General features: G+C 61.6%; 19 protein-coding genes. 9 read left to right on the top strand and 10 right to left on the bottom strand.

The annotated features are described in order from the left end of the window. Nucleotides 1-2: 2 nt before the first annotated feature. The 7 genes from QWE_RS12495 to mbhE are packed head-to-tail and all read right to left on the bottom strand — an operon-like array spanning nucleotide 3 to nucleotide 6473. Nucleotides 3-1244, bottom strand: coding sequence for a monovalent cation/H(+) antiporter subunit G (locus tag QWE_RS12495; RefSeq protein WP_006726494.1), 1242 nt, complete (start codon nucleotides 1242-1244; stop codon nucleotides 3-5). Then, a complete protein-coding gene (locus QWE_RS12500) occupies nucleotides 1244-1534 on the bottom strand; it encodes an MrpF/PhaF family protein (protein ID WP_006726495.1) in 291 nt (96 codons plus the stop codon). Before QWE_RS12500 ends, QWE_RS12495 begins: the two co-directional genes overlap by 1 nt. Beyond that, nucleotides 1531-1866: a Na+/H+ antiporter subunit E gene (locus QWE_RS12505; RefSeq protein ID WP_006726496.1), complete on the bottom strand. Its 336-nt coding sequence runs from the start codon at nucleotides 1864-1866 to the stop codon at nucleotides 1531-1533. Before QWE_RS12505 ends, QWE_RS12500 begins: the two co-directional genes overlap by 4 nt. Next, entirely contained in the window at nucleotides 1863-3368 is a 1506-nt protein-coding gene (locus QWE_RS12510) for a Na+/H+ antiporter subunit D (protein ID WP_006726497.1), read from the bottom strand. The genes QWE_RS12505 and QWE_RS12510 overlap by 4 nt, the downstream gene beginning before the upstream one ends. Next, on the bottom strand, nucleotides 3361-3747 hold the full coding sequence (locus QWE_RS12515; protein WP_006726498.1) for an NADH-quinone oxidoreductase subunit K: 387 nt from the start codon (nucleotides 3745-3747) through the stop codon (nucleotides 3361-3363). The genes QWE_RS12510 and QWE_RS12515 overlap by 8 nt, the downstream gene beginning before the upstream one ends. After that, complete coding sequence (locus QWE_RS12520; protein ID WP_006726499.1) at nucleotides 3744-4148, bottom strand: Na(+)/H(+) antiporter subunit B; 405 nt, start codon at nucleotides 4146-4148, stop codon at nucleotides 3744-3746. The genes QWE_RS12515 and QWE_RS12520 overlap by 4 nt, the downstream gene beginning before the upstream one ends. Before the next feature lie 6 nt (nucleotides 4149-4154). Continuing rightward, complete coding sequence (mbhE, locus tag QWE_RS12525) at nucleotides 4155-6473, bottom strand: hydrogen gas-evolving membrane-bound hydrogenase subunit E (protein ID WP_006726500.1); 2319 nt, start codon at nucleotides 6471-6473, stop codon at nucleotides 4155-4157. A 305-nt stretch (nucleotides 6474-6778) separates the two neighbouring features. Between mbhE and QWE_RS12530 the strand changes: the two genes are divergently transcribed. After that, nucleotides 6779-7243 (top strand): hypothetical protein, encoded by a 465-nt coding sequence (locus tag QWE_RS12530; protein ID WP_006726501.1) that lies wholly within the window; start codon nucleotides 6779-6781, stop codon nucleotides 7241-7243. Nucleotides 7244-7307: 64 nt separating this feature from the next. Here the strand turns inward: QWE_RS12530 and QWE_RS24430 are convergent, their stop codons facing one another. Next, nucleotides 7308-7814, bottom strand: coding sequence for a phosphatidylglycerophosphatase A family protein (locus tag QWE_RS24430; protein ID WP_006726502.1), 507 nt, complete (start codon nucleotides 7812-7814; stop codon nucleotides 7308-7310). A gap of 396 nt (nucleotides 7815-8210) precedes the next feature. Between QWE_RS24430 and QWE_RS12540 the strand changes: the two genes are divergently transcribed. Genes QWE_RS12540 through QWE_RS12570 form a run of 7 tightly spaced genes read left to right on the top strand, consistent with a single transcriptional unit; the run spans nucleotide 8211 to nucleotide 16085 of the window. Continuing rightward, nucleotides 8211-9287, top strand: a complete 1077-nt coding sequence (locus tag QWE_RS12540) for a transporter substrate-binding protein (protein WP_006726503.1) — start codon at nucleotides 8211-8213, stop codon at nucleotides 9285-9287. Beyond that, nucleotides 9284-9895 (top strand): ANTAR domain-containing response regulator, encoded by a 612-nt coding sequence (locus tag QWE_RS12545; RefSeq protein ID WP_006726504.1) that lies wholly within the window; start codon nucleotides 9284-9286, stop codon nucleotides 9893-9895. The genes QWE_RS12540 and QWE_RS12545 overlap by 4 nt, the downstream gene beginning before the upstream one ends. Then, the gene (locus tag QWE_RS12550; protein ID WP_006726505.1) at nucleotides 9870-10769 is read left to right on the top strand and encodes an ABC transporter permease; all 900 of its coding nucleotides are present in this window, start codon (nucleotides 9870-9872) and stop codon (nucleotides 10767-10769) included. Before QWE_RS12545 ends, QWE_RS12550 begins: the two co-directional genes overlap by 26 nt. Beyond that, entirely contained in the window at nucleotides 10769-11689 is a 921-nt protein-coding gene (locus QWE_RS12555; protein ID WP_006726506.1) for an ABC transporter permease, read from the top strand. The genes QWE_RS12550 and QWE_RS12555 overlap by 1 nt, the downstream gene beginning before the upstream one ends. 27 nt (nucleotides 11690-11716) lie before the next feature. Beyond that, on the top strand, nucleotides 11717-13333 hold the full coding sequence (locus QWE_RS12560; protein WP_006726507.1) for an ABC transporter substrate-binding protein: 1617 nt from the start codon (nucleotides 11717-11719) through the stop codon (nucleotides 13331-13333). An 8-nt stretch (nucleotides 13334-13341) separates the two neighbouring features. Next, nucleotides 13342-14301, top strand: coding sequence for an acetamidase/formamidase family protein (locus tag QWE_RS12565; RefSeq protein ID WP_006726508.1), 960 nt, complete (start codon nucleotides 13342-13344; stop codon nucleotides 14299-14301). Continuing rightward, nucleotides 14298-16085, top strand: coding sequence for an ABC transporter ATP-binding protein (locus QWE_RS12570; RefSeq protein WP_006726509.1), 1788 nt, complete (start codon nucleotides 14298-14300; stop codon nucleotides 16083-16085). Before QWE_RS12565 ends, QWE_RS12570 begins: the two co-directional genes overlap by 4 nt. Nucleotides 16086-16092: 7 nt before the next feature. Here the strand turns inward: QWE_RS12570 and QWE_RS12575 are convergent, their stop codons facing one another. Together QWE_RS12575 and QWE_RS12580 are read right to left on the bottom strand one after the other, a co-directional pair. Continuing rightward, nucleotides 16093-16866, bottom strand: coding sequence for a CPBP family intramembrane glutamic endopeptidase (locus QWE_RS12575; RefSeq protein WP_006726510.1), 774 nt, complete (start codon nucleotides 16864-16866; stop codon nucleotides 16093-16095). Nucleotides 16867-17021: 155 nt separating this feature from the next. Next, nucleotides 17022-20186, bottom strand: a complete 3165-nt coding sequence (locus QWE_RS12580) for a hybrid sensor histidine kinase/response regulator (RefSeq protein ID WP_040300183.1) — start codon at nucleotides 20184-20186, stop codon at nucleotides 17022-17024. Nucleotides 20187-20510: 324 nt separating this feature from the next. Between QWE_RS12580 and QWE_RS12585 the strand changes: the two genes are divergently transcribed. Then, nucleotides 20511-21497: a sensor histidine kinase gene (locus QWE_RS12585; RefSeq protein WP_006726512.1), complete on the top strand. Its 987-nt coding sequence runs from the start codon at nucleotides 20511-20513 to the stop codon at nucleotides 21495-21497. Nucleotides 21498-21499: the final 2 nt, after the last annotated feature.

Here is a 21499-nt window from a genome sequence, read left to right on the forward strand (position 1 = left end):
CCTCAACCTTCCATGATCAGGACTTCACCTGCCATGTCCGGTGTGATGCGGTTGAGCCAGGGCGCGCCAAACCAGTTCGTCCGCAGCGGCCTTGGAGTTCGCCCCAGGACGACGGCGCGCAGACCGACGATGCCGGGCGGTATGCCGCAGACGCTGTCCGGTGCTGCATGACGCGTGTAGCCGCAGCCGAAACGATCGGCGACCTCGGGCACACCACCATCCTTGATCTGCTTCTCCGCAACATGGACGATGTCCGTCACCTCCCAGAGATTGTTGAGAAGGGACCATTCCACGAGCGGGGCCAGGTGATCTTCGCCGCAGTCGCGTACCACGAGCGTGCGTGCCGTGTCGGGCAATGGTGTCTTGCCGACGAAGAGCACCGGGCCGCCATGGCAGCTCGGCAGACGCAAAAGACCATCCGGATCCCAGGTCGTGCGGTCCATCCGGGCTTCGACCTGATGATGGAACCAGCCCTGGCAGGGCAGAACGAGGAGGGTCTGGCCCGGTTGCGTCTCGCAGCGGAGAATGGCTTCCGGATCGCCTTCATCATAGTGCAGGATCGAAGCCACGTCCGTTCCTGCGGTGGCGGATTTGAGATCGCTGATCGCGTCGCTCGCCCGCTCCCGGATCAACCGACGCAGTCGCGCCTGATCGGCTGCGGCATGGATCGCATGCGTGTCGATGATGGTGTGTGCAGAAAGGCTGGCGCCGCTTCTCTGGGCAATCGCGCAAGCGCGTTCCGCAACGTGAGCAACCTGTCCATCGATGACGGCGAACCGGACAGCCTCGAGAGCCGGCAGCACCGGCATGTCGTTGCGCGGCGCCGGTTTCGGCTGGGGCGCCTTGTCCCTGTGGTCGACGGTCTGCACTTTCGGAGCCACGGAAATCCAGTCGCTTCGCTTGCCGAGCGACTGGTCGGCCCGTGTCAGAACACCGTCTAGGGCGTCATCATGCGAAAGCGTCAGCTGCGCGCCTGAGACATAGGCGGCGCGACCGAGAAGATGGCCGGCGACCGGCACGGTGAGCAGCAGGAAGACGACGGTCAGGATACCCATCACCGTCGCGTCCAGCGCGCCGTGGGCGATAACGCTGCCGATGATCACCAGGCCGGCACCCAGCGTTCCGGCTTTCGTGGCGGCATGCATCCGCTGAAACGGATCGGCAAGCTTGATCACACCGAGAGCGGCGATGCAGAGAAACCCCACGCCCGCAAGCTTGAACAGAATGGACAGGATCGCGAGCATCACGAATCCTCCTTTTTCTTCTCGAGAAGTGCCGACAGCGAACATGTCGCCAGGAAACCGATCAAGGCGATCCCAAAGGCGACGTCGAGGAACTCGCGTCGGCCGGTGACGATCATCGTCAAGGCGGCGATCGCGACTGCAATGCCGGTCAGCATGTCCAGCGCAATGAAGCGGTCGGCATAGCCGGGTCCGGTCACCATGCGAACGGCGGCAAGCAGCAGCGGTACCATCAGGACGGCGATCATGATGGCGGCGAATGTTGATAGAAACCCATCCAGAAGCGCAATCATCCCTCGATCTCCTTTATGCGTGTCTCGAACGTGTTCTTGATGCTGTCCACCACAGCCTCGGGCTGTGGCGCATCCAGAACGTGAACATAGAGTGTGCTCAGATCCTCGCTGACATGCAGCGAGGTCGTGCCCGGTGTCAGGCTTACGCAGTTTGCGAGCGTCGTGACGCCCGCTCTGCTGCGCAGATCAAGCGGCACGGCGAGGATCGCGGGCTTGAGCTGCGAGCTGTCGCCGAGCACCTGACGGGCGACGGCAATGGACGAACGGACGAGTTCGCCGATGAAAACCAGTCCCAGTGTCATGGATCTGCCGATACGCGTGACGATGGTCATGGCGACACTCCTGCTGTGGTGTTTTGGTCAATGATGGCGCTGATCAGCTCGGTACGGTTGCCGATGCTGTCGGCGGCGAGGTTGGAGAACGCGACCAGAGGTTCCGGATTGATGCCGATGGCCAGCGTGATGGCTCCAAGCACCACGATCGGCGCCATCATGGCAGCCGGCACACGGCGGACCCGGGTCTTGCGCACGGGCTCTTTCCAGAAGGCCTCGATCCAGATCTTGCTCATCGAGAAGATCGTCAAGAGGCTGACGAAGAGCGCGATGCCCGCAAGCCACGCCTCGTCCCCCTGGAAGGAGGCGTCGACCACCATCAGCTTCGCCCAGAAGCCGGAAAGCGGCGGAATGCCCGCGAGAGACAGGGCAGGGATGGCGAACAGCACCGCCAGCCACGGCGAGGACTTCATCAGTCCGCCGGATTTGCGCAGATCGAAGGACCCGGTCGCCCGGTGGATGGCGCCTGCGATGAAGAACAGGTTCGCCTTCACCACGATGTGGTGGATGATGTAGAAGACAGCGCCTGCCATGGCGAGCGGCGTGGCGATCGCAAGGCCCAGCATGATGTAGCCGATCTGGCTGATGATGTGGAACGACAGGATGCGGCGCACATCCCATTGCACGGCCGCCCCGAAAACGCCGAACAGCATGGTGCCTGCGGCAAACAAGGCGATCAGCGGCTTCAAGATCCCGTTGTCGACTTCGAACAGCAGCGTGAAGACGCGGAAGAGTGCGTAGACACCGACCTTGGTCAGGAGGCCTGCGAACACGGCCGACACGATGATCGATGCCGTATGGTAGGAGGCCGGAAGCCAGAAGAACATCGGGAAGAATCCGGCCTTGATGCCGAAGGCGAGCAGGAACAGCATCGCCGACAGCGTCAGCGCAGCTGACGACTCCGTCTGCGGAAGCACCATGGCCAGGTCTGCCATGTTCAAGGTGCCGGTCGCACCGTAGAGCAACCCGATCGCCATCAGGAAGAGGATGGTCGAAAAGAGGTTGAGGACGGCATATTTGATCGCCCCGTCGAGCTGGGCGCGGGTCCGATCCAGCGTGATCAGGCCGAGTGTTGCGATCAGCATCACTTCGAACCACACATAGAGATTGAAGATGTCGCCAGTCAGAAAGGCGCCATTCACGCCGATCATCAAGCCGAGGAACAGCGGATAGAAGCCCGCACGGACCTGGCGCTGGCGAAGGTCAGCAACGGAGAAGATGAGCGCGCAAAGTGCCAGAAGGCTGGAGATCACCACCATCGCGACGCTGAAGCGGTCGGCGACGAACACGACACCGAAGGGGGGCATCCAGCTGCCGAATATCTTGGTCAGGATGCCGCCTGCCATCACCGCATTGGCGAGGACAAGGGAGGCGCCGAGCGTCAGGATCATGACGGTGAGCGCGATGATGCGCTGCACCTCTGGCCGCGAATGAAAGGCGGCAGCCAGTGCCGCCCCGATGAGCGGCAAGACGACGGGCCACAGAAGAAGTGTGTCAGCCATTGCGGATGGCCTCCTTTTCGAAGGGCGAGCCGAGGTCTTCGGCATCGTTATGCTCGTCGGTAAAGACCGATCCGAGCGTATAGTAGGCCTTGAGCACCAGGGCTGCGGCGAAAGAGACGAGCGCAAAGCCAATGACGATCGCGGTCAGGATGAGTGCCTGGGGCAGGGGGTTTGCAGCCCCTTCGCCCAGCGTCTGTGATCCCTGTTCGATGACGGGGGGCGCTGTGAACTGCAGGCCGCCTGCGACGAAGATCAGAAGATTCGCTGCGGTGGACAGCAGGACGACCCCGAACAGGATGCGCATCACATGGCGCGACAGGAGGAGGTAGATGCCGGCACCCATCTGGGCGGCGACGGCAAACGCGTAGATCAGGCTCACTGTTCTACTCCTTCATAAAAACGGAAAACCAGGGAAAGCACGCCGCCGATCACGACCATGAAGACGCCGATATCGAAGGCGGTTGCTGTGCCGAGATGCGTGGAGCCGAGCTCGAACCACCAATGCGTCAGGAACGATCGATCCGAGATGAGGCCGGGGAGGCCGCTGACGAAGGCGAGCACGAGGCCGGCCCCGATCAGGCCAACCGGGTGAACGATCAGGGCCTTGCGGGCCTTTGCCACGCTGTCAGAGAGAGCAAGCAGGGCAAAGGCGAGAGCCGCGAACAGCCCGCCGATGAAGCCGCCGCCCGGCTCGTTATGGCCGCGAAACAGCATGAAGACAGCCGCGCCCAGCAGAAGCACGAAGAACAGGCGGGACATGGTGGAAAAGATGACGGACATGGTCGGTCACTCCTTGTTGCGGGCGGGTTTGAGGGAGCCGCGCAGCAGTCCCCAGGCGGCAATGGTGGCAATGGCGACGACCACGATCTCGCCGAGCGTATCGATGGCGCGGTAATCGACGAGAATGACGTTCACGACGTTGCGCCCGTAAGCTTCGAGGTAGCTGGTCTCGCCGAAAAAGTCGGAAAGGCGCAGGTCGATGGGCGTGACGCCGATGGAGGCAAGCGCGATGAACATCATCCCGGCAAAGCCTACGGCGATCACGCCGTCACGCCGCCGCTCGGACAGCGTGCGCGAATGACGACGTCGCGATGGCAGCTTGAGGAGCACCGCCGTCATCAGGATCACGATCAACGTTTCGACCGCCATCTGTGTCAGAGCAAGGTCCGGAGCGCCGTTCAGCATGAAGATCACGGCCGAGCCGAAGCCGACGATGCCGACGGAGACAAGGCCTGCAATCAGCGAGCGGACGATGATCGTCGCCAAGGCGCCGACCACCGTCAGCATCAGGACGAGTGCGACCGAGATGCGGATGCTGCCCTCGGAGGCGAGGAAGTCGGCCGATGGTGCAGCCAGGAAGGCGATCGCAAGGCCCAGGGTGACCACCAGGACCACGAGTGTGGTGTAGCGATGCTGATCGCCGTTCTGGAGCACCCTCGTCGACAGGCGTGCCGTCGCCAGAACGCCGTTGAGGGTCTTGTGGTAGAAGCGATCGCCGAGGAAGGCATACAGCTTGTCGTAACGACGGAGCGCGTTGTGGATCCGGGTCCACTGGATGACGATGACCGCGCCGATGGCGACGACGAGCATGGACAGGACCAGCATCGGCGTCAGGCCGTGCCAGAGCTTGAACGAAACGTCGACCGGCTGACCGAGGAGTGCCGAGGCGGCCGGACCGATGATCCACTGTCCAGCTGGCGCGGGGACGAGACCGATCAGAATGCCGCCGGCTGCGAGCAGCAACGGTCCTGCCAGAAGGCCTGATGTCTCGCCATGATGGATCTCACGTGTGGTCTCGGACTTGAGGTAGAACGGACGGATCGACACGACACCCGCCACGCCGACCATGACGGCGTTGACGAGAACCGCGGCTGCGATCGGCAGGATGTTCCAGTCATTGGCGAGCTGCGCTTCGAACAGATATTCCTTCGAGATGAAGCCGACAAAGGGCGGCAGGCCGGCCATCGAGAGGCTTGCGAGGACTGCTGCGACGGCGGTAACCGGCAGGAAGCGGGCGAGGCCGGCCAGCTTGTGCAGACGGGTTTCGCCCGTCGCATGGATGGCGGTGCCGGCGCAGAAGAACAGGGCCGCCTTGTAGAGCGCATGGCTGAGGATAAAGCCGACGGTGGCCACAGCGGCGACTTCGCCCGTAAGGCCGATCAGCATCACGAGAATGCCGAGCGAGGCGACGGTGGACTGGGCGAGAACTGCCTTGAAACCTTCAGCGCGAAGCGCCTGCAGGGCGGCAATGATCATCGTCAGAGATCCGAAGACCACCAGCGTGTGTCCGAAGCCCGGCATGCCGGCAAACACACCGTCGAAGCGGGCGAGCAGAAAGACGCCGAGCTTCACCATGGTCGCCGAATGCAGATAGGCGGAGGCGGGCGTCGGAGCGGCCATGGCATTGGGCAGCCAGAAGTGGAACGGGAACTGCGCGCTCTTGGTGAATGCGCCGATCATGATGAGGATCGCGATCGGGATAGCCCAGCTGCTGGCGACCAGCTCGTTCGAGCGTGCCAGCACTTCCGTGAAGGAGAAGGTGCCGAGCGTCATGCCGATGAGAAGGATGCCGGCAAACAGCGCGAGACCGCCGCCACCGGTGACGATCAGCGACTGCAGCGCCGACTTGCGTGCGGCTTCCTTATGACCGTCGAAGCCGATCAGGAGGAAGGAGGCGAGGCTCGTCAGCTCCCAGAAGACGAACATGACGATGAGATTGTCCGAGAGCACGGTTCCCAGCATCGCGGTCATGAACAGCATGATGAGGCTAAGGAAGCGCCCGATCTCGCCGCTCGGCTTTTCGGCAAAGTAGGCCCCTGCATAGATTACCACCAGCGTTCCGATGCCGCTGATCAGCAAGCCGAACAGCAATGAAAAGCCGTCCAGACGGAACGCGAGTTCGACACCGAGTGATGGCACCCACGCCAGTTGGGCAATCAGGGCCTGTCCGTCTGCCACCGGCGCGACATGCATGAGTAGCGAGGCGAAGATGAACAGAGGTATGAGGCTCACCACCCAGCCGGTGTATCGCCCGAGCAGCGACGAGGCCGGTTTGGCGATGATTGCCCCGGCCAGTGCGATTAGTATGGTCCACTCAAAGTTCACGGTACAAGTTCCTCTTGTTGTCCACTCTAAGACAGCAAGAGGTGTGCCAGTTTGAAATCATATGAAAATCAGTAACTTATGATGCGCCATCCTTTCGGCGTGTTCGGATTTCCGAATGGCTGCCTGTCGGAATTCGGAATTCCGAACATGTTTTCCCTCCGGCAAGCGTCCCAATCCGACGACGCATTGCGACAGTGCCGAACCGCCGTCCGGACTTGGCCGAGGGAACCATCTGCCTTCCGAGACAATTCCCCAGACATCAAACCAGGATGACGAAAGCGGTTATGAAACGGAAGGAAACTATCATGACATCCAAGCGGATCATCGCGGTGCTGACCCTGGTCGCCTGCGGCGCTGCGGCCTCTCCAGCTCTGGCGCAATCCTCACCATACCCGGGGGACGACCCTGCCGAACTCTTTGGATACGACATCGAGGTCAGTGAAACGGATAGCGAGCGTGTCGCCGAGAACGCTTTGCGGGCCGTGCAGCGGGCCGGAGAGACGGCTGAAGAAATCAAGATGGTCTTCGGAGCCACGCGTTTCGAGTTCGTGGCGCTGAAGCCGGACAGCATGAAGGTTGTTGAGCCGGAACTTGCCAAGAGGCAATCCGACGTCTTGGAGCTGCAGGCAGCCGTCGAGAGCAGCTCCTTGTTCTACACGGCGATGCGAAGCGAGGGCGTCGCGGCAAGCGACGTCATCGGTGCGGATCTCGCAGACGGAGACAGTGGTCTGACGTCCGAAAAACGAGTGACGATCTATCTCGCGCCGTGAAGGGGGGATGCGCCACGCGCACCGGCCCCGTTCGGTAAATCGGTCGAGCTGCTGGTGGTCGGCCTCACCGCGATTGGCGGTTCCAGAAATGCTGGGCAACCGCAAACAGAAGACCGACCGCGACCGCCGGGACCAGATCATCCAGCATGACGCCCCAGCCGGATGGGATTTGCTCGACATAGGCCACCGGCCACGGTTTTACCCGGTCGAGGAAGAGGAAGAGCGCTGCAAACGGGACCAGCATCCGCCAGCCCGCCTGACGGATCATTGAGGCCCCGATCAGAAAGGCCGCCACTTCATCGATGACGATGCGGCGGTCATCCTTGACACCGGTCGCCAGTTCGATCGCTGACGACACATGGACGCCGAGGGCGAATATGACCACGCCAGACACCGGAACGACGAGCCTCGGCAACTTGATCGCCAAGACCAGCAGCGGCAAGAGCGCAAAGACCGCAAGCCCCGCACGGAGCGGAACGACCAGGCCCATGCCGAACCACGTGGCCATCAGCCATTGCCAGGTCGGAACCAGACCGATGCCTGGCGGTTCGAGAATGTGAAATTCGATCATGGGCTCCCCGGAGAGGTTGTCGCGATAAGCGCTCGTCCCCCGCAGGACGCGAGCGGCATAGCACCCAACTTATGCGCCGGCCCCTGCAATTCGAGACGGTAACGGGAAGTTTTTTCTCCCACAGGCTCTGCCGCAGCCGGGGCTTCGCGGGCCCGTGAGGGCAGGTGACCAAGCGGCGAACTCCAGACGTCGGCGGGTGAAAAAACGGCAAATGCACATTTGTTGCGCGATGTTGGGTCTGTGAAACGTATTCATGCAGTTTCGTGGCCCAAATTCGAAATTATGCTTCCAATCTCTGATTTCCGGCACTAAGCTGAAAGAAATATTCGGCACCTGAGCCCCGCTTCGATCGCGTCACCGACGTGCATCGGCGGGGCTTTTTGCATTGGGGATCTGATGAAGCGGATCGTAGATATTGGTGTGCTCTTGTCACGCGGCGGCATGTATGCCGCCTTGTCGCGCGCTAGCCGCGACGGCGTGTTGCGCGGCGTCGCGGAGGTGAATGCCGATCAGGGCCTCGATCTATCCTTCCGCGTTACGGAACGTGATCCCTACGGGCGGCTAGACCGCTATGCGCCGCTGTGCCGCGAAATCCTGCGTGGCTCCGGCGTGCGCCATATCTTCGGCTGCATCACGTCTGCGAGCCGCAAGGAGGTCATTCCCGAGCTCGAGCGGTTCGACGGTGTCTTATGGTACCCTGTCCCCTATGAGGGCTTCGAGGCGTCAGAGCGCGTCGCCTATATGCATGCGTGCCCGAACCAGCATCTCCTGCCGCTTCTGGACTGGGCGCTGCCGACACTCGGCACACGCGCTTATCTCGTAGGCTCCAATTACATCTGGGGCTGGGAAATGGCCCAAATCGCGCGCGAAAAGATCGCAGCCGCGGGCGGACAGGTTCTGGGGGACCGCTACCTGCCGATCGGGGACACGGAACTCGACCATATCATCAGCGACATCAGGGCATTGAAGCCGAGCTTCATCCTGAACTCGCTCGTTGGCGACAGCTCTTACGCCTTTCTGGGGCGGCTGGCCCAGTTGAAGCAGGAAGCCGAATTCGCCGATGGCTTGACCGTGCTGTCGTGCAACTTCACCGAATGCGAGATCGAGGCGGCAGGCGAGGCGGCAGAAGGGCTTGTCTCGGCAGGTCCCTGGTTCGAGCCCGACGGCGGGAAAGGTGGATCGTTTTACGAGATGGCGCGCCAATCGGTGCACGAACTGGCCCGGCTGCTTCATGGTCGCCCCGAGGCAGAAGAGCTCCCCCTGGCGGAACTGCTGCACACGGCACTCAGAGCCGGCCGCTCCACGCGGCTTGATCCGGTGCACCTGCATGCGCGCCAGCCGGCGATCATCGCGCGTCTGGAAAATGGACGGTTCCAGGAGATCAGGCAATTGCCTGTAACGCGCGCCGATCCGTACCTCACGCAAAGGTCGCAGCCTTTGCATCCGGGCGCCCACCTGAAGGTGGTGTCATGACGCGGATCAGGACTGAAAACCTGGGTGGAGCAACCGCATGGATTCTGCACCGACCTCACCCCTCCGTAAATGGGCTTGTCCGCCAACTCGGGGTCATCGGCCTTGAGGTCCACAAGGCGTGGCCGGAGCTGCCGGCCGAAACGATCGAGGCTGACTTCATCTTCTACGATGCAGACATGGGCCACGACGAACAATTTCCCTGGGCGCCTGGTCAGTCACCAATGCCGATGATTGCGCTGATCGGATCGGAAGCGCCGGGCCGCTTGCGCTGGGCGATGCAGATGGGCGCACACGCCCAGCTCCTGAAGCCGATGAGCGACAAGGGCGTCTATGCGGCCCTCCTCGTCGCGCGCAGCAATTTCGATCGGGCCAATGCCTCTGACGCCCTGATCGCCGATCTGCAGAGCCGCCTTTCGGCACGTCAGACAATCGTGCGCGCCGTCATGCTCTTCGTGATGAAGGGCAAGACGGAAGCCGAGGCGTATGACCTCTTGCGCCAGACCGCGATGGCATGGCGCGTGACGATCGAAATTGCCGCCGAGCGGCTGGTCGCCAACCACTCGCATGAAAGGGGTGCCGACGATGGCAGACGCATCGATCCCGCCTGAACCCTTGGTCATACCGGAAAGCGGGCCATCCGTGCTGCGGCAACTGGCTGAACGCAAGCTGGCACTGCTGGGGCTCCTGATCACCTTTGTCTGCGTCGGCGGCGCGATCTTTGCCCCGTGGCTTGCGCCTTACGATCCTTACGAGCAGTTCTTTGACGGCCTTACCATTGAAGGCGCCCCCTTGCCGCCGAACGCGATGTTCTGGTTCGGCACGGATCTTCTTGGTCGAGACCTGTTCTCGCGCATCCTCTACGGCGCGCAGACCTCGCTCGTGATCGGGCTGGTTGCCAACGGCGCCGCCTTGCTGATCGGCACACTGGTGGGCGTAACCGCAGGTTACTTCCGCGGGATCATCGGTGCCGTGCTGATGCGCTTCACCGATCTGATGATGGCCTTTCCGGCCCTGCTCCTGGCGATCTGCCTGGCCGCAATCTTCTCTCCATCCCTCTGGATCGTTGCGATGGTGATTGCCTTCGTGAACTGGGTGCAGACGGCACGCGTGATCTTCACCCAGACCTCGTCCCTCGCAGAGCGCGACTATATCGCTGCGGAAAAGACGCTTGGCGCCGGCCATGGCCGCCTCCTATTCAAGCATATCCTGCCGCATCTGATCCCGACATTGATCGTCTGGGGCACGCTCGGGATCTCGACCACGGTCCTCTTGGAAGCGACCTTGTCCTTCCTCGGCATCGGCGTTCAGCCGCCGATCCCGTCCTGGGGCAACATCATCTTCGAGAACCAGACCTACTTCCAGTCTGCACCTTGGCTGGTCTTCATCCCCGGGGCGGCGATCCTGCTGCTGGCGCTTGCCTTCAACCTCGTCGGCGATGCCTTGCGCGACATTCTCGATCCGACACAGCAGGGGCGTGACTGATGGCTGCCTATATCCTCAGACGTCTCGTTCAGTCGGCGCTTATCCTGCTCGGCGTATCCTTCATCACCTTCGTGCTGCTCTACGTGCTGCCGGCAGACCCGGTTCGCCAGATCGCCGGTCGTTCCGCAACGGCGGCAACCGTCGAAAGCATCCGGCAGCAGCTCGGACTGGATCAGCCCTTCCTCGTTCAATACGGCAACTATCTCTTCAACCTCGTCCAGGGTGATTTCGGTCGCTCCTATCTGCAGAAGACCGAAGTTGCCGAACTCCTCTTTTCGCGTCTGCCGGCAACCTTGCTCCTGCTCGTCGCCGCGATTGGTTGCGAGCTGCTGATCGGCTTGCCGCTCGGCATTGTCGCGGCGCTCAATCGCGGCAAGGCGATCGACAACGGGCTGATGCTGACCAGCTTCCTGACGGTCTCCGCGCCGCAGTTCGTCGTTGCGCTGTTGTTGCTCTTCGTCTTTGCGGTCAAGCTCGGCTGGTTTCCGATCGGCGGCTACGGCACTTTCGCCCATCTCGTTTTGCCGGCGGTGACACTCGGTATTCTCGGATCCGGCTGGTACTCGCGCATCATGCGATCCTCCATGGTCGACGTATTGCGTGCCGACTTCATCCGCACCGCCCGCGCCAAGGGGCTCGGCCGCAGCAAGGTCATTCTCGGCCATGCGCTGCCCAACGCGATCCTGCCGATCATCGCCATGATCGGCATCGACATCGGGCTCTTCATGTCCGGCATCGTCGTCGTCGAGAGTGTCTTTGGCTGGCCCGGCATCGGTCAGCTCGCCTGGCAGGCAATCCAGCGCGTCGACATTCCGATCATCATGGGCGTCACGCTCGTCTCAGCCTGCGGCATCGTCATCGGCAATCTGATCGCCGACCTGATTTCGCCGCTCATCGATCCGCGCATCAAGCTGCGCTGAAACCGTCAACCCACAGGAGTAAGGCCAATGAAGAAGCTTATACTTTCAACTGCGCTCGCAACCCTCATGGCCCTGCCGGCCTTTGCCCCGGCCACGGCCCAGGAACCGAAGCACGGCGGCAATATGGTGGTGACCTACAAGGACGACGTCGCGACGCTCGATCCGGCGATCGGTTACGACTGGCAGAACTGGTCGATGATCAAGTCGGTCTTCGACGGCCTCATGGACTACGAGCCCGGCACCACCAACCTGCGCCCGGGTCTTGCCGAGAGCCATGAGATTTCCGAGGATGGCCTGACCTATACGTTCAAGCTGCGTCCCGGCGTCAAGTTCCACAATGGCCGCGAACTCGTGGCTGACGACGTCGTCTACTCGATCAACCGCGTGATCAACCCGGCCACGCAGTCGCCGGGCCAGGGTTTCTTCGCGATGATCGACGGCTATGACGCGGCCGCCGAGGGCAAGGCCGAGACCGTCTCGGGTGTTTCCGCGCCAGATGCGAGCACCGTCGTCTTCAAGCTCTCGCGCCCGGACGCAACTTTCCTGCACGTGATGGCGCTCAATTTCTCCTTCGTCGTGCCCAAGGAGGCAGTTGAAGAAGCCGGCGCAGACTTCGGCAAGAAGCCGGTCGGCACCGGTGCGTTCAAGCTGACCGAATGGTCGCTCGGCCAGCGGCTCGTGTTCGAGAAGAACGCCGATTATTGGATCTCCGGCGTGCCCTATCTCGACAGCTTCACGGTTGAAGTCGGTCAGGAGCCGGTCGTCGCCTTGCTACGTGCGCAGAATGGTGAAGTCGACATTCCAGGTGACGGCATTCCGCCGGCGAAATTCGTCGAAGTGATGCAGGATGAGGCGCAGAAAAGCCTCGTGGTCGAAGGCGGCCAGCTGCACACCGGCTACATCACCATGAACGTCACCAAGGCGCCGTTCGACAAGGTCGAGGTGCGCCGTGCCGTGAACATGGCGATCAACAAGGATCGCATCGTCCAGGTCATCAACGGTCGCGCCGTTCCGGCAACCCAGCCGCTTCCGCCGTCCATGCCGGGCTATACCGAAGGGTATGAAGGCTACAAGTTCGACCAGGACGGCGCAAAGAAGCTTCTGGCCGACGCCGGTTACGCGGACGGTTTCGAGACCGAACTTTTCGTCATGAACACCGATCCGAACCCGCGTATTGCCCAGGCGATCCAGCAGGACCTGAAGGCTGTTGGCATCAACGCGTCGATCAAGTCGCTGGCACAGGCCAACGTCATCGAGGCTGGCGGCGCCGGCAATGCCCCGATGATCTGGTCGGGTGGCATGGCCTGGATTGCTGACTTCCCGGATCCGGCAAACTTCTACGGACCGATCCTCGGATGCGGCGGTGCCGGCGAAGGTGGCTGGAACTGGTCGAAATACTGCAATGCCGACCTCGACAAGATGGCCGCAGACGCCGATTCCATCGTCGATCCTGCCAAGGTCGACGAACGCCTCGCCAAGTGGTCCGATATCTACATGAAGGTGATGGAAGACGCGCCCTGGGCGCCGGTATTCAACGAGCAGCGCTACACGATGAAGTCTGCCCGCATGGGTGGCGATGACGCCCTTTTCGTCGATCCGGTGTCGATCCCGGTCAACTACGACTACGTCTACATCAAGGAGTGATGGAAGCCATGTGCAAGCACTGCAACCACACGATCCACGCCCATCAGCATCACTTCGGCTGGGACAATTCCTTTGCTCCAGCGCTGATCGCTGCCCCGGGCGAGACGATCCTGTTCCAGTGCCTCGACAGTTCTGGGGGCCAGCTTGGCCCCCAGTCCACCGTCGAGGATGTGCAGGCGCTCGATTTTGCCAAGATCAACCCGGTGTCGGGGCCGATCTACGTCGATGGTGCCAAGCCCGGCGATGTGTTGAAGGTGACGATCGAGAGCTTCACGCCGCAGCTGCGTGACGGCGCAGGCTTCGGCTGGACGGCGAATATCCCGGGCTTCGGGCTGCTGGCCGATCAGTTCACCGTGCCAGCGCTCAACATCTGGAAGTTCGATGCGGCGAGCATGGAGCCCGCGCTGTTCGGCAAGAACGGGCGCGTGCCACTCAAGCCGTTTGCGGGCACCATCGGCAATGCACTTGCCGAAAAGGGCCATCATACGGTCGTTCCGCCGCGGCGCGTCGGCGGCAATCTCGACATCCGCGATCTTTCCGCTGGAACGACGCTCTATCTGCCGGTCGAGGTCGAAGGTGCGCTGTTTTCCGTCGGCGATACCCACGCCGCCCAAGGCGATGGCGAGGTGTGTGGCACTGCCATCGAAAGCCCCTTCGATGTCGTTCTGACACTCGACCTGATCAAGGACCAGCCTCTGAAAATGCCACGTTTCACGACGCCGGGGCCTGTCACCCGTCACCTCGATGCCAAGGGCTATGAGGTCACGACCGGCATCGGTCCCGACCTTTGGGCAGCGGCCCGGGATGCCGTTTCCGGCATGGTCGATCTTCTTGCGACGACGCAGAAGATGGACCCGGTCGACGCCTATATGCTCGTGTCGACCTGCGGCGATCTTCGGATTTCCGAAATCGTCGACATGCCGAATGTCGTGGTGAGCTTCTACTTCCCGAGGGCTGTCTTCGAATGACCGCATCCATGCTTTCTCCCGTGGTGGAGCCGACAGGAGACGTCGTCCTGTCGGTCCGCGACCTCAAGGTCTCTGCCCGCTCGGACCAGGGGCTTCTGCCGCTGGTCGATGGGCTGAGCTTTGATCTTCATCGAGGCGAGACGCTTGCGATCGCGGGAGAGAGCGGTTCGGGCAAGTCGATCACCTCGCTCGCCTGCATGGGTCTCCTGCCAGAACCTGCGGTGCGGGTGACAGGCGGTTCGATCCGTTTCGGCGAGACGGAACTGACCACCCTGCCGGAGAAACGGATGCAGGCGATGCGCGGCGCGCGCATCGCCATGATCTTCCAGGAGCCGATGACTGCGCTCAATCCGGTCATGAGCATCGGCCGCCAATTGGTCGAAGCGATCCGCGCGCATGAACCGCTTTCGGTATCGCAGGCGAGAGCGCGAGCCCTCGAAGCGGTCAAGGCGGTGCGTCTCTCCCAGCCCGAGAAGCGGCTCGAACAATATCCGCATGAACTCTCCGGCGGCATGCGCCAGCGCGTCATGATTGCCATGGCAATTGCGCTGCGCCCGGCCGTTCTGATCGCCGACGAGCCGACGACGGCGCTCGATGTGACGGTGCAGCGCGAGGTTCTTGATCTGCTGCGCGACCTGCAGAAGGAACTCGGAACCGCCGTCATCCTGATCACCCATGACATGGGCGTCGTCGCCGAGATGGCAGACCGCGTCATCGTCATGCGCAAGGGAAAGATGGTCGAGGCCGCGAGCACGGTCGATCTCTTCGATGCGCCGAAGGACCCTTATACGCGCGACTTGCTTGCAGCCGTGCCGCGCATCGGCGGCGGGGCGGCGCGTCCCGCTCCTGAGACCCGCGATGTGCTCGTGCGCTATGACGATGTCTCAGTGAATTTCCCGATCCGCACAGGGCTTCTCGGGCGCGTTGCGGCGCGTGTGCATGCGGTCGAGCATGTTTCGCTCGAGATATTCCGTGGCGAAACCCTGTCTCTGGTCGGCGAGTCCGGCTGCGGCAAGTCGACCATGGCTAAGGCGCTGGTCGGACTGGTGCCCCATGAAGGCCGCATCGAGATCAACGGCCAGGCAATGGGAGACCTCGGTGCTGCCGGCCGCAAGGCGATCCGGCGTGATCTGCAGATCGTCTTCCAGGACCCCATGGCAGCGCTGGATGCGCGCATGACCGTCGGCGAACTCATCCGCGAACCGCTGGTCATCCACAAGATTGGAACGCCGGCCGAACAGAAGGCGCGCGTGCGCGAACTGCTGGAGCGCGTCGAGATGTCGCCGAGCGTCTACAACCGGTACCCGCACCAGTTTTCCGGCGGCCAGCGGCAGCGCATCTGCATCGCGCGCGCGCTGGCGCTGAAGCCGAAGCTGATCGTCTGTGATGAAAGCGTTGCCGCTTTGGACGTGTCGATCCAGGCCAGGGTGCTTGATCTTCTGCGTGACCTGCAGAAGGAAAGCGGCGTGACCTATCTCTTCATCAGCCACGATATGGCCGTGGTGGAGAACATCTCCGACCGTGTCGCGGTCATGTATCTCGGCCAGATCGTGGAAATGGGAACACGCGCGCAACTCTTCGGCAATCCGCAGCATCCCTATACCAGGCGTCTCCTCGAAGCCGTCCCGGTTCCGGACCCGCGCCGCGAGAGATCAACCGTCCCGCGCCTGGCAGGGGAGATCCCAAGCCCGGTGTGGAAGGTCGGAGAGGCCCCGAAGCGGGCGCATCTCGTGGACATCGGGGGCGGACATCTCGTCGCGGAAGTCAGCCACCAGGAAGCATGATCTCGTTTCAGGCTGCCGTTGCAAGCGGCGCCAGGAAGACGGTTGAACCGATCAGTGCCCAGTCGTTGATGATATGCGCGCCCGTGCTGACCCAGATATTCTTGGTCCAGACATAGGCCCAGGTCAGCACCAGCCGGGCGCAGCCGATCACGACGAAGCATTGCACGAAGTTCCAGTCATAGGTCGGCAAGTGGAGCATCCCGAAAATGACCGCCGACAACAGCCACGCCGCCAGGACCGCTGCGTTGCGGCCCATCTCCATCTTGTTGTGCAGATAGGCAAGGATGGCGAGGAACGGCAGGATCGTGATCAGCTCCTCGCCGAGCAACTGCAGCCCGACTTTGGCAAAGAAGCTCGCTAGCTGCACGCCGCCGAGGTTGGCCGCATCTGCAATCGCCGCATTGGCGTTGACAGAGCCGTAAGCCTGCACCAGTACCCCGACGGATAGCGAGACGATGATGTTGAGGAGCGCAAAGCCGAACATCAACAGCACCTCGCGGATGCCGACGCGCCGGAAGATCGCGTGCCAGCGACGAGGCGCGGCGATTGCGAGAGCGATCAGCGGTAAAGCCACGAGGAAAGCGGCCCGCAGCCAGCCCGTGACCATGGTGTCCTCGAAAGGCATCGGGGTTGCCAGCGCCGCAAATCCGGCGACGGCGGCGAGGAGCACCGAAAGCCAGCCAGCCCCCGATATTGTCGGAGGCTTGTCGGAGTAGTACGGGAAATCAGGCCCCTTGGGCTCCAGCACCAGCCGCGCCGCTGCAGACGTCGAATGATCCACGAGTGCCCCCAATTGCCTTGAAGTAGAGACTACTTCAATTCACCCAGGGAACAAGCGGATCTTCATTGTCTCACGCAAGCCGCGGCGCGTACCGGGGCGGCAGGTCCCCGCGTTTTCAACTGCGCGGGAAGCCGGAGCGCCCAAAGCAAGATCCGTCAGGTCTTGTCCTGCGCCTGTATCAGGACGGTCTTGAGCGCATCGAGCGTGAAGGGTTTGGACAGTTGCAAGGCGTCATCGATGCCCGAGGTCGTTTGGGCCGTGTTGTCGCCGCTGGCGAATATGATCTTCACATCAGGCCATCGTGCCCGAACGGTCCGTGCCAGCTCCATCCCGGTCATTCCGGGAAGCCCCACATCGGTCAACAGGATGTCGATGTGTCCTTTCTCCATGATCTTCAGCGCATCTTCGGCAGAACTCGCCTCTTCGACCTCATGTCCGAGCTCGTCCACCATGTCCACGTTCGACATCAGAATGAGCGGTTCGTCTTCCACGACGAGGATGCGCGTGCGTGCGTTCTGCATGCTGCTCGGTTCGGGCACCGATGCGGGAGCGGGCGCCGGTACGGGCGCGGATGGGATGCTTGTCTGCGCCTGCTCGTGACGCTCCAGGCGCTCCACTGCAATACGGTGCTGTTGTGCATTGCCGAGGACATGACGGACTTTGCGCGCCAAAGCCTCACGCGTGTAGGGCTTCGACAAGAGCTCGACGCCGGCGTCCAGTTTCCCGCCATGCACGATCGAGTTTTCGGTGTAGCCCGACGTAAAGAGGATCGCCATGTGCGGAAAGAGTGCTTTGGCCTTGCGAGCGAGTTCGGTGCTGCGCATCGGACCCGGCATGACGACGTCGGTGAACAGGAGATCGATCTGCACGCCGCTGTTGACGATTGCGAATGCCGAATGCGCATCCTGTGCCTTCAGGACGCGATATCCCAGGTCAGCCAGAAGCGCGACCGAGGTGTCACGAACGCCGTCATCGTCCTCGACGACCAGAACTGTCTCACTTCCACCCTTTACCGGATGCGAGCTGAGATCAGTCAGGCTGTCCTCGACCTGCATGGTGCGCGGCATGTAGAGACGCATCGTCGTCCCATGCCCCGGTTCACTGTAGATCTTGAGGTGGCCACCGGACTGTTTGAGGAAGCCGTAGACCATCGAGAGCCCAAGACCGCTGCCTTTTCCATCCGATTTCGTCGTGAAGAACGGCTCCAGCACATGCTCGATGATTTCGGACGGGATTCCGGATCCGGTATCGGTCACGGCAACCATGACATATTGACCGGGCCGAACGTCTTCATGCATCCGGGCATAGTCGTCGTCCAGGACCGAGTTGGCCGCTTCGATCGTCAGGCGCCCACGACCATCCATGGCATCGCGCCCATTGATCGCCAGGTTCAGTATGGCGTTTTCGAGCTGGCTGGGATCGATCAGTGTGTTCCACAATCCTCCCGACACGACCGTTTCCAGTTCGATCTCTTCGCCAAGAGCACGGCGAAGCATGTCATCCATGTTCTGGATGAGCCTGCGCACGTTGACCACCTTCGGCTCGAGCGGTTGGCGCCTGCCGAAGGCAAGGAGCTGCGAGGCGAGTTTCGCGCCGCGCGCAACCCCGGACAAAGCATTCTGCAAACGCTGTTCGGCCCGCTCGTTTCCTTCTATGTCCTTGGAAAGCAGTTGCAGATTGCCACCCACGACCTGGAGAAGATTGTTGAAGTCGTGCGCGACGCCGCCCGTTAGGTTGCCAAGTGCCTCCATCTTCTGAGCCTGTCTGAGCGCCAGCTGTGCACTCTCGCGTTCGACCGTCTCGCTTTCCAGCTTGAGAAGCGCCGTCCTCAGCTCTGTCGTGCGCTGTTCCACCCTTAGTTCGAGCGTATGGTTGAGGCTATGCAGTTGCTCCTCCGCACGCCGCTGATGGGTGACATCGAAGCCATCGACAAAAATGCCCGTGACCTGGTTCGCCTGATCAAAGATCGGTTGATAGATGAGATTGAGGAACCGCTCGTCGGGCTCGGTCGAGCCCTCCCGCTGAAGATTGACCTTCACGTTGCGCCCGATATACGGCCTTCCTGATTGGAACACGCTGTCCAGCAGTTCGAAGAAACCCTGGCCTTCGACCTCGGGAAGGGCCTCTCGCACGGTCGACCCCACCAGTTCGCGCTTTCCGACAAGCTGGAGATAGGCGTCGTTGACCAGCTCGAACATATGGTCGGGGCCGCTCAGAATGCACATGAAGCTCGGGGCTTGCTGGAAGAGAGCCCGCATCCGGTCCCGCTCGGCCGTGCGCAGTTCAACTTCGGAGGAGAGCTGGCGGTTTATCTGCTCCAGGGCCGCGGCCGCCTGATCTCGCAATTCTGCGGCTTCCGCGAGGGCTGCTGCTCTCCGCCGCTCGGTCTCAAAAGCTTCTGCGCTGGCCAGACGCGATGTGATCTGGCCGGCAATCAGCTTGAAGAAGTCGAGATATTCGTCACTTACGGCCCGATGGGGATTGAGGCCTGCGATCAATATGCCGGTTGCCTTCCCGCTGCCTTGCCCAGCAAGAGGAATGACTGCCGCCTGGACAGGCGCATTCTGCCATGCGCCACGAGGGACGTCAGGCGTTCCGGAGAGGTCAATGAGCTCCAGCGCCTGACAGGCGTCGACAGCTTTCAGGTTCCAGACGCTGTGCATCGTGTCGATGTAAGCCGGGAGCAGGTCATGATCATCGTAAGTGCCCGAGGCCCATTGCCGTCTGGCCCGACCTTCCTCGTCGAAAAGGTAGAGCGCACTGAATGGCAGGTCATAGAGATTGTCTCTCAGAGCTTGATGGGATGCATCGAGCACTTCCCTCTTGGTGTCTGCGGCTGCCAGTCCCGAGGCAAGGGTACGCATTGTGCCCATGCGTCGCTCACTGATGACCCGCTCGGTTTCCTCCGTGACGGCACAGAAGACGCCTTCGACCTTCCCGGAGTCACCGATCAGAGGGCTGTAAGAGAAGGTATGGTAGGTTTCCTCGGGATATCCGCCTCGCTCCAGGAGAAGAAGCAAAGCCCGGTCCCAGGTCGCCTGGCCGGATCCGTAGACCGTCGCAAGACGGTCCTTGATGTCATCCCAGATCTCCGCCCATAGGATATTCGTAGGCACCGCAAGCGCGTTGGGATGCTTGTTGCCAAGAGTAGGGCGATAGGCGTCATTGTAGAAGAAGGCGATGTCCGGCCCCCAACCCAGCCACATCTCGAATTTCGAAGTCAAAAGAAGTCGGATGGCGACCTTCAGCGCTTCAGGCCACCGTTCTGGCGACCCGAGCGACGTCTGCCCCCAATCATGTTGGCGCATCATCTGCGCCATCTCGCTGTCACCGATAAAGATGTCCTGATGCAAATTCGGTGTTGCCAGATTCACGCCATTTCCCCAAACGCCCGCATTTCGACCGTAATCAACTCTGCCGCGGCAATTTGGTTCCACTGCAGCATGCAGAATCTTGAAAGGCGTTTTCGGTTGTGGAACTTTTGATTGCACACTGAATTTCTCAAAAACGATCAATGAGTACGCAAATGGGGCACAGGGAGTGCTCAGACGGTCGATGACCCGACGCGCCCTCATTGCTCCGCCGATCACCGATTGCCTCGGCTGGTCGTCCGGATTTGAAGTTATGCGTCTAAGGGCAAACAGATGATGCTAGAGGACCTTTACCGCCTGTTGAGATCAGGACATATCCAGGCCCAGGGTGTCGTGGACACGATGACCCAGCCTATTGTTGTCCTTGATCAGAACCTGTGCGTTTCCACGGCCAACAACGCTTTCCTCAGGACTTTTCAGGTGGAGAGGGACGATGTTTTCGGCCGCCCGTTTTTTGAGCTGGGAAATGGCCAATGGGATATTCCCGAACTTCGCGAGCTCATCGCCAACGTCGTGCCCAAGGCACACGCCGTCGTTGGCTATGAGGTGAAACACGAGTTTGCCAATATCGGCGAACGGACCTTTCTCGTCGACGCCCGTCGCCTGGTTCATCCCGATGACAACAGCACCAGCATGCTCGTTCTCTTCGATGACGTGACCGAGCGTCAGCGCCGTGATCTGGAGAAGGACATGATCCTCTCGGAAACCCGACATCGAATGAGGAACCTCTTTGCGGTCGTTCGTTCCCTGGCCATGCGGATCAAGGTCGATGGCCTCACCGCCGCCGACTATCGCGACCGATTTCTGAGTAGGCTGCTGGGAACCCTGCGTGCCCAGGAGGTCGCCGCCTCTTCCGAGGCCGTCGACCTGGAAACGCTGGCCCTGCAGGCGGTAGGCGAGACAGCTGTGGCGCAATTGACCTGTGTTGGCCCGACCGTTGTCGTTGCGGGGTCTCGTATCGTCTCTCTCAGCATGATCTTTCACGAGCTTGCGACAAACTCTACGAAATACGGCGCATTGTCCGTGCCTGACGGGAAAGTCTATGCGCACTGGTCCCTGGAGCCTGCGCCCGACGGGACAAGTCAGGTGCGCTATGAGTGGCGCGAAGAGGGTGGCCCCATGGTTTCACCGCCGCAACATAGGGGGTTCGGCTCGGAGCTAATTGGCCGAATGGCCGCTCATCTTGGCGGATCGGTGGAACTGTCCTACCATCCGCACGGTTTGGCTGTGGTGTTAGTTTTTCCGAGTGCGTCCGCATGACC

Origin of the sequence: Agrobacterium albertimagni AOL15 (assembly GCF_000300855.1) — a bacterium.
Lineage (GTDB): Bacteria > Pseudomonadota > Alphaproteobacteria > Rhizobiales > Rhizobiaceae > Allorhizobium > Allorhizobium albertimagni.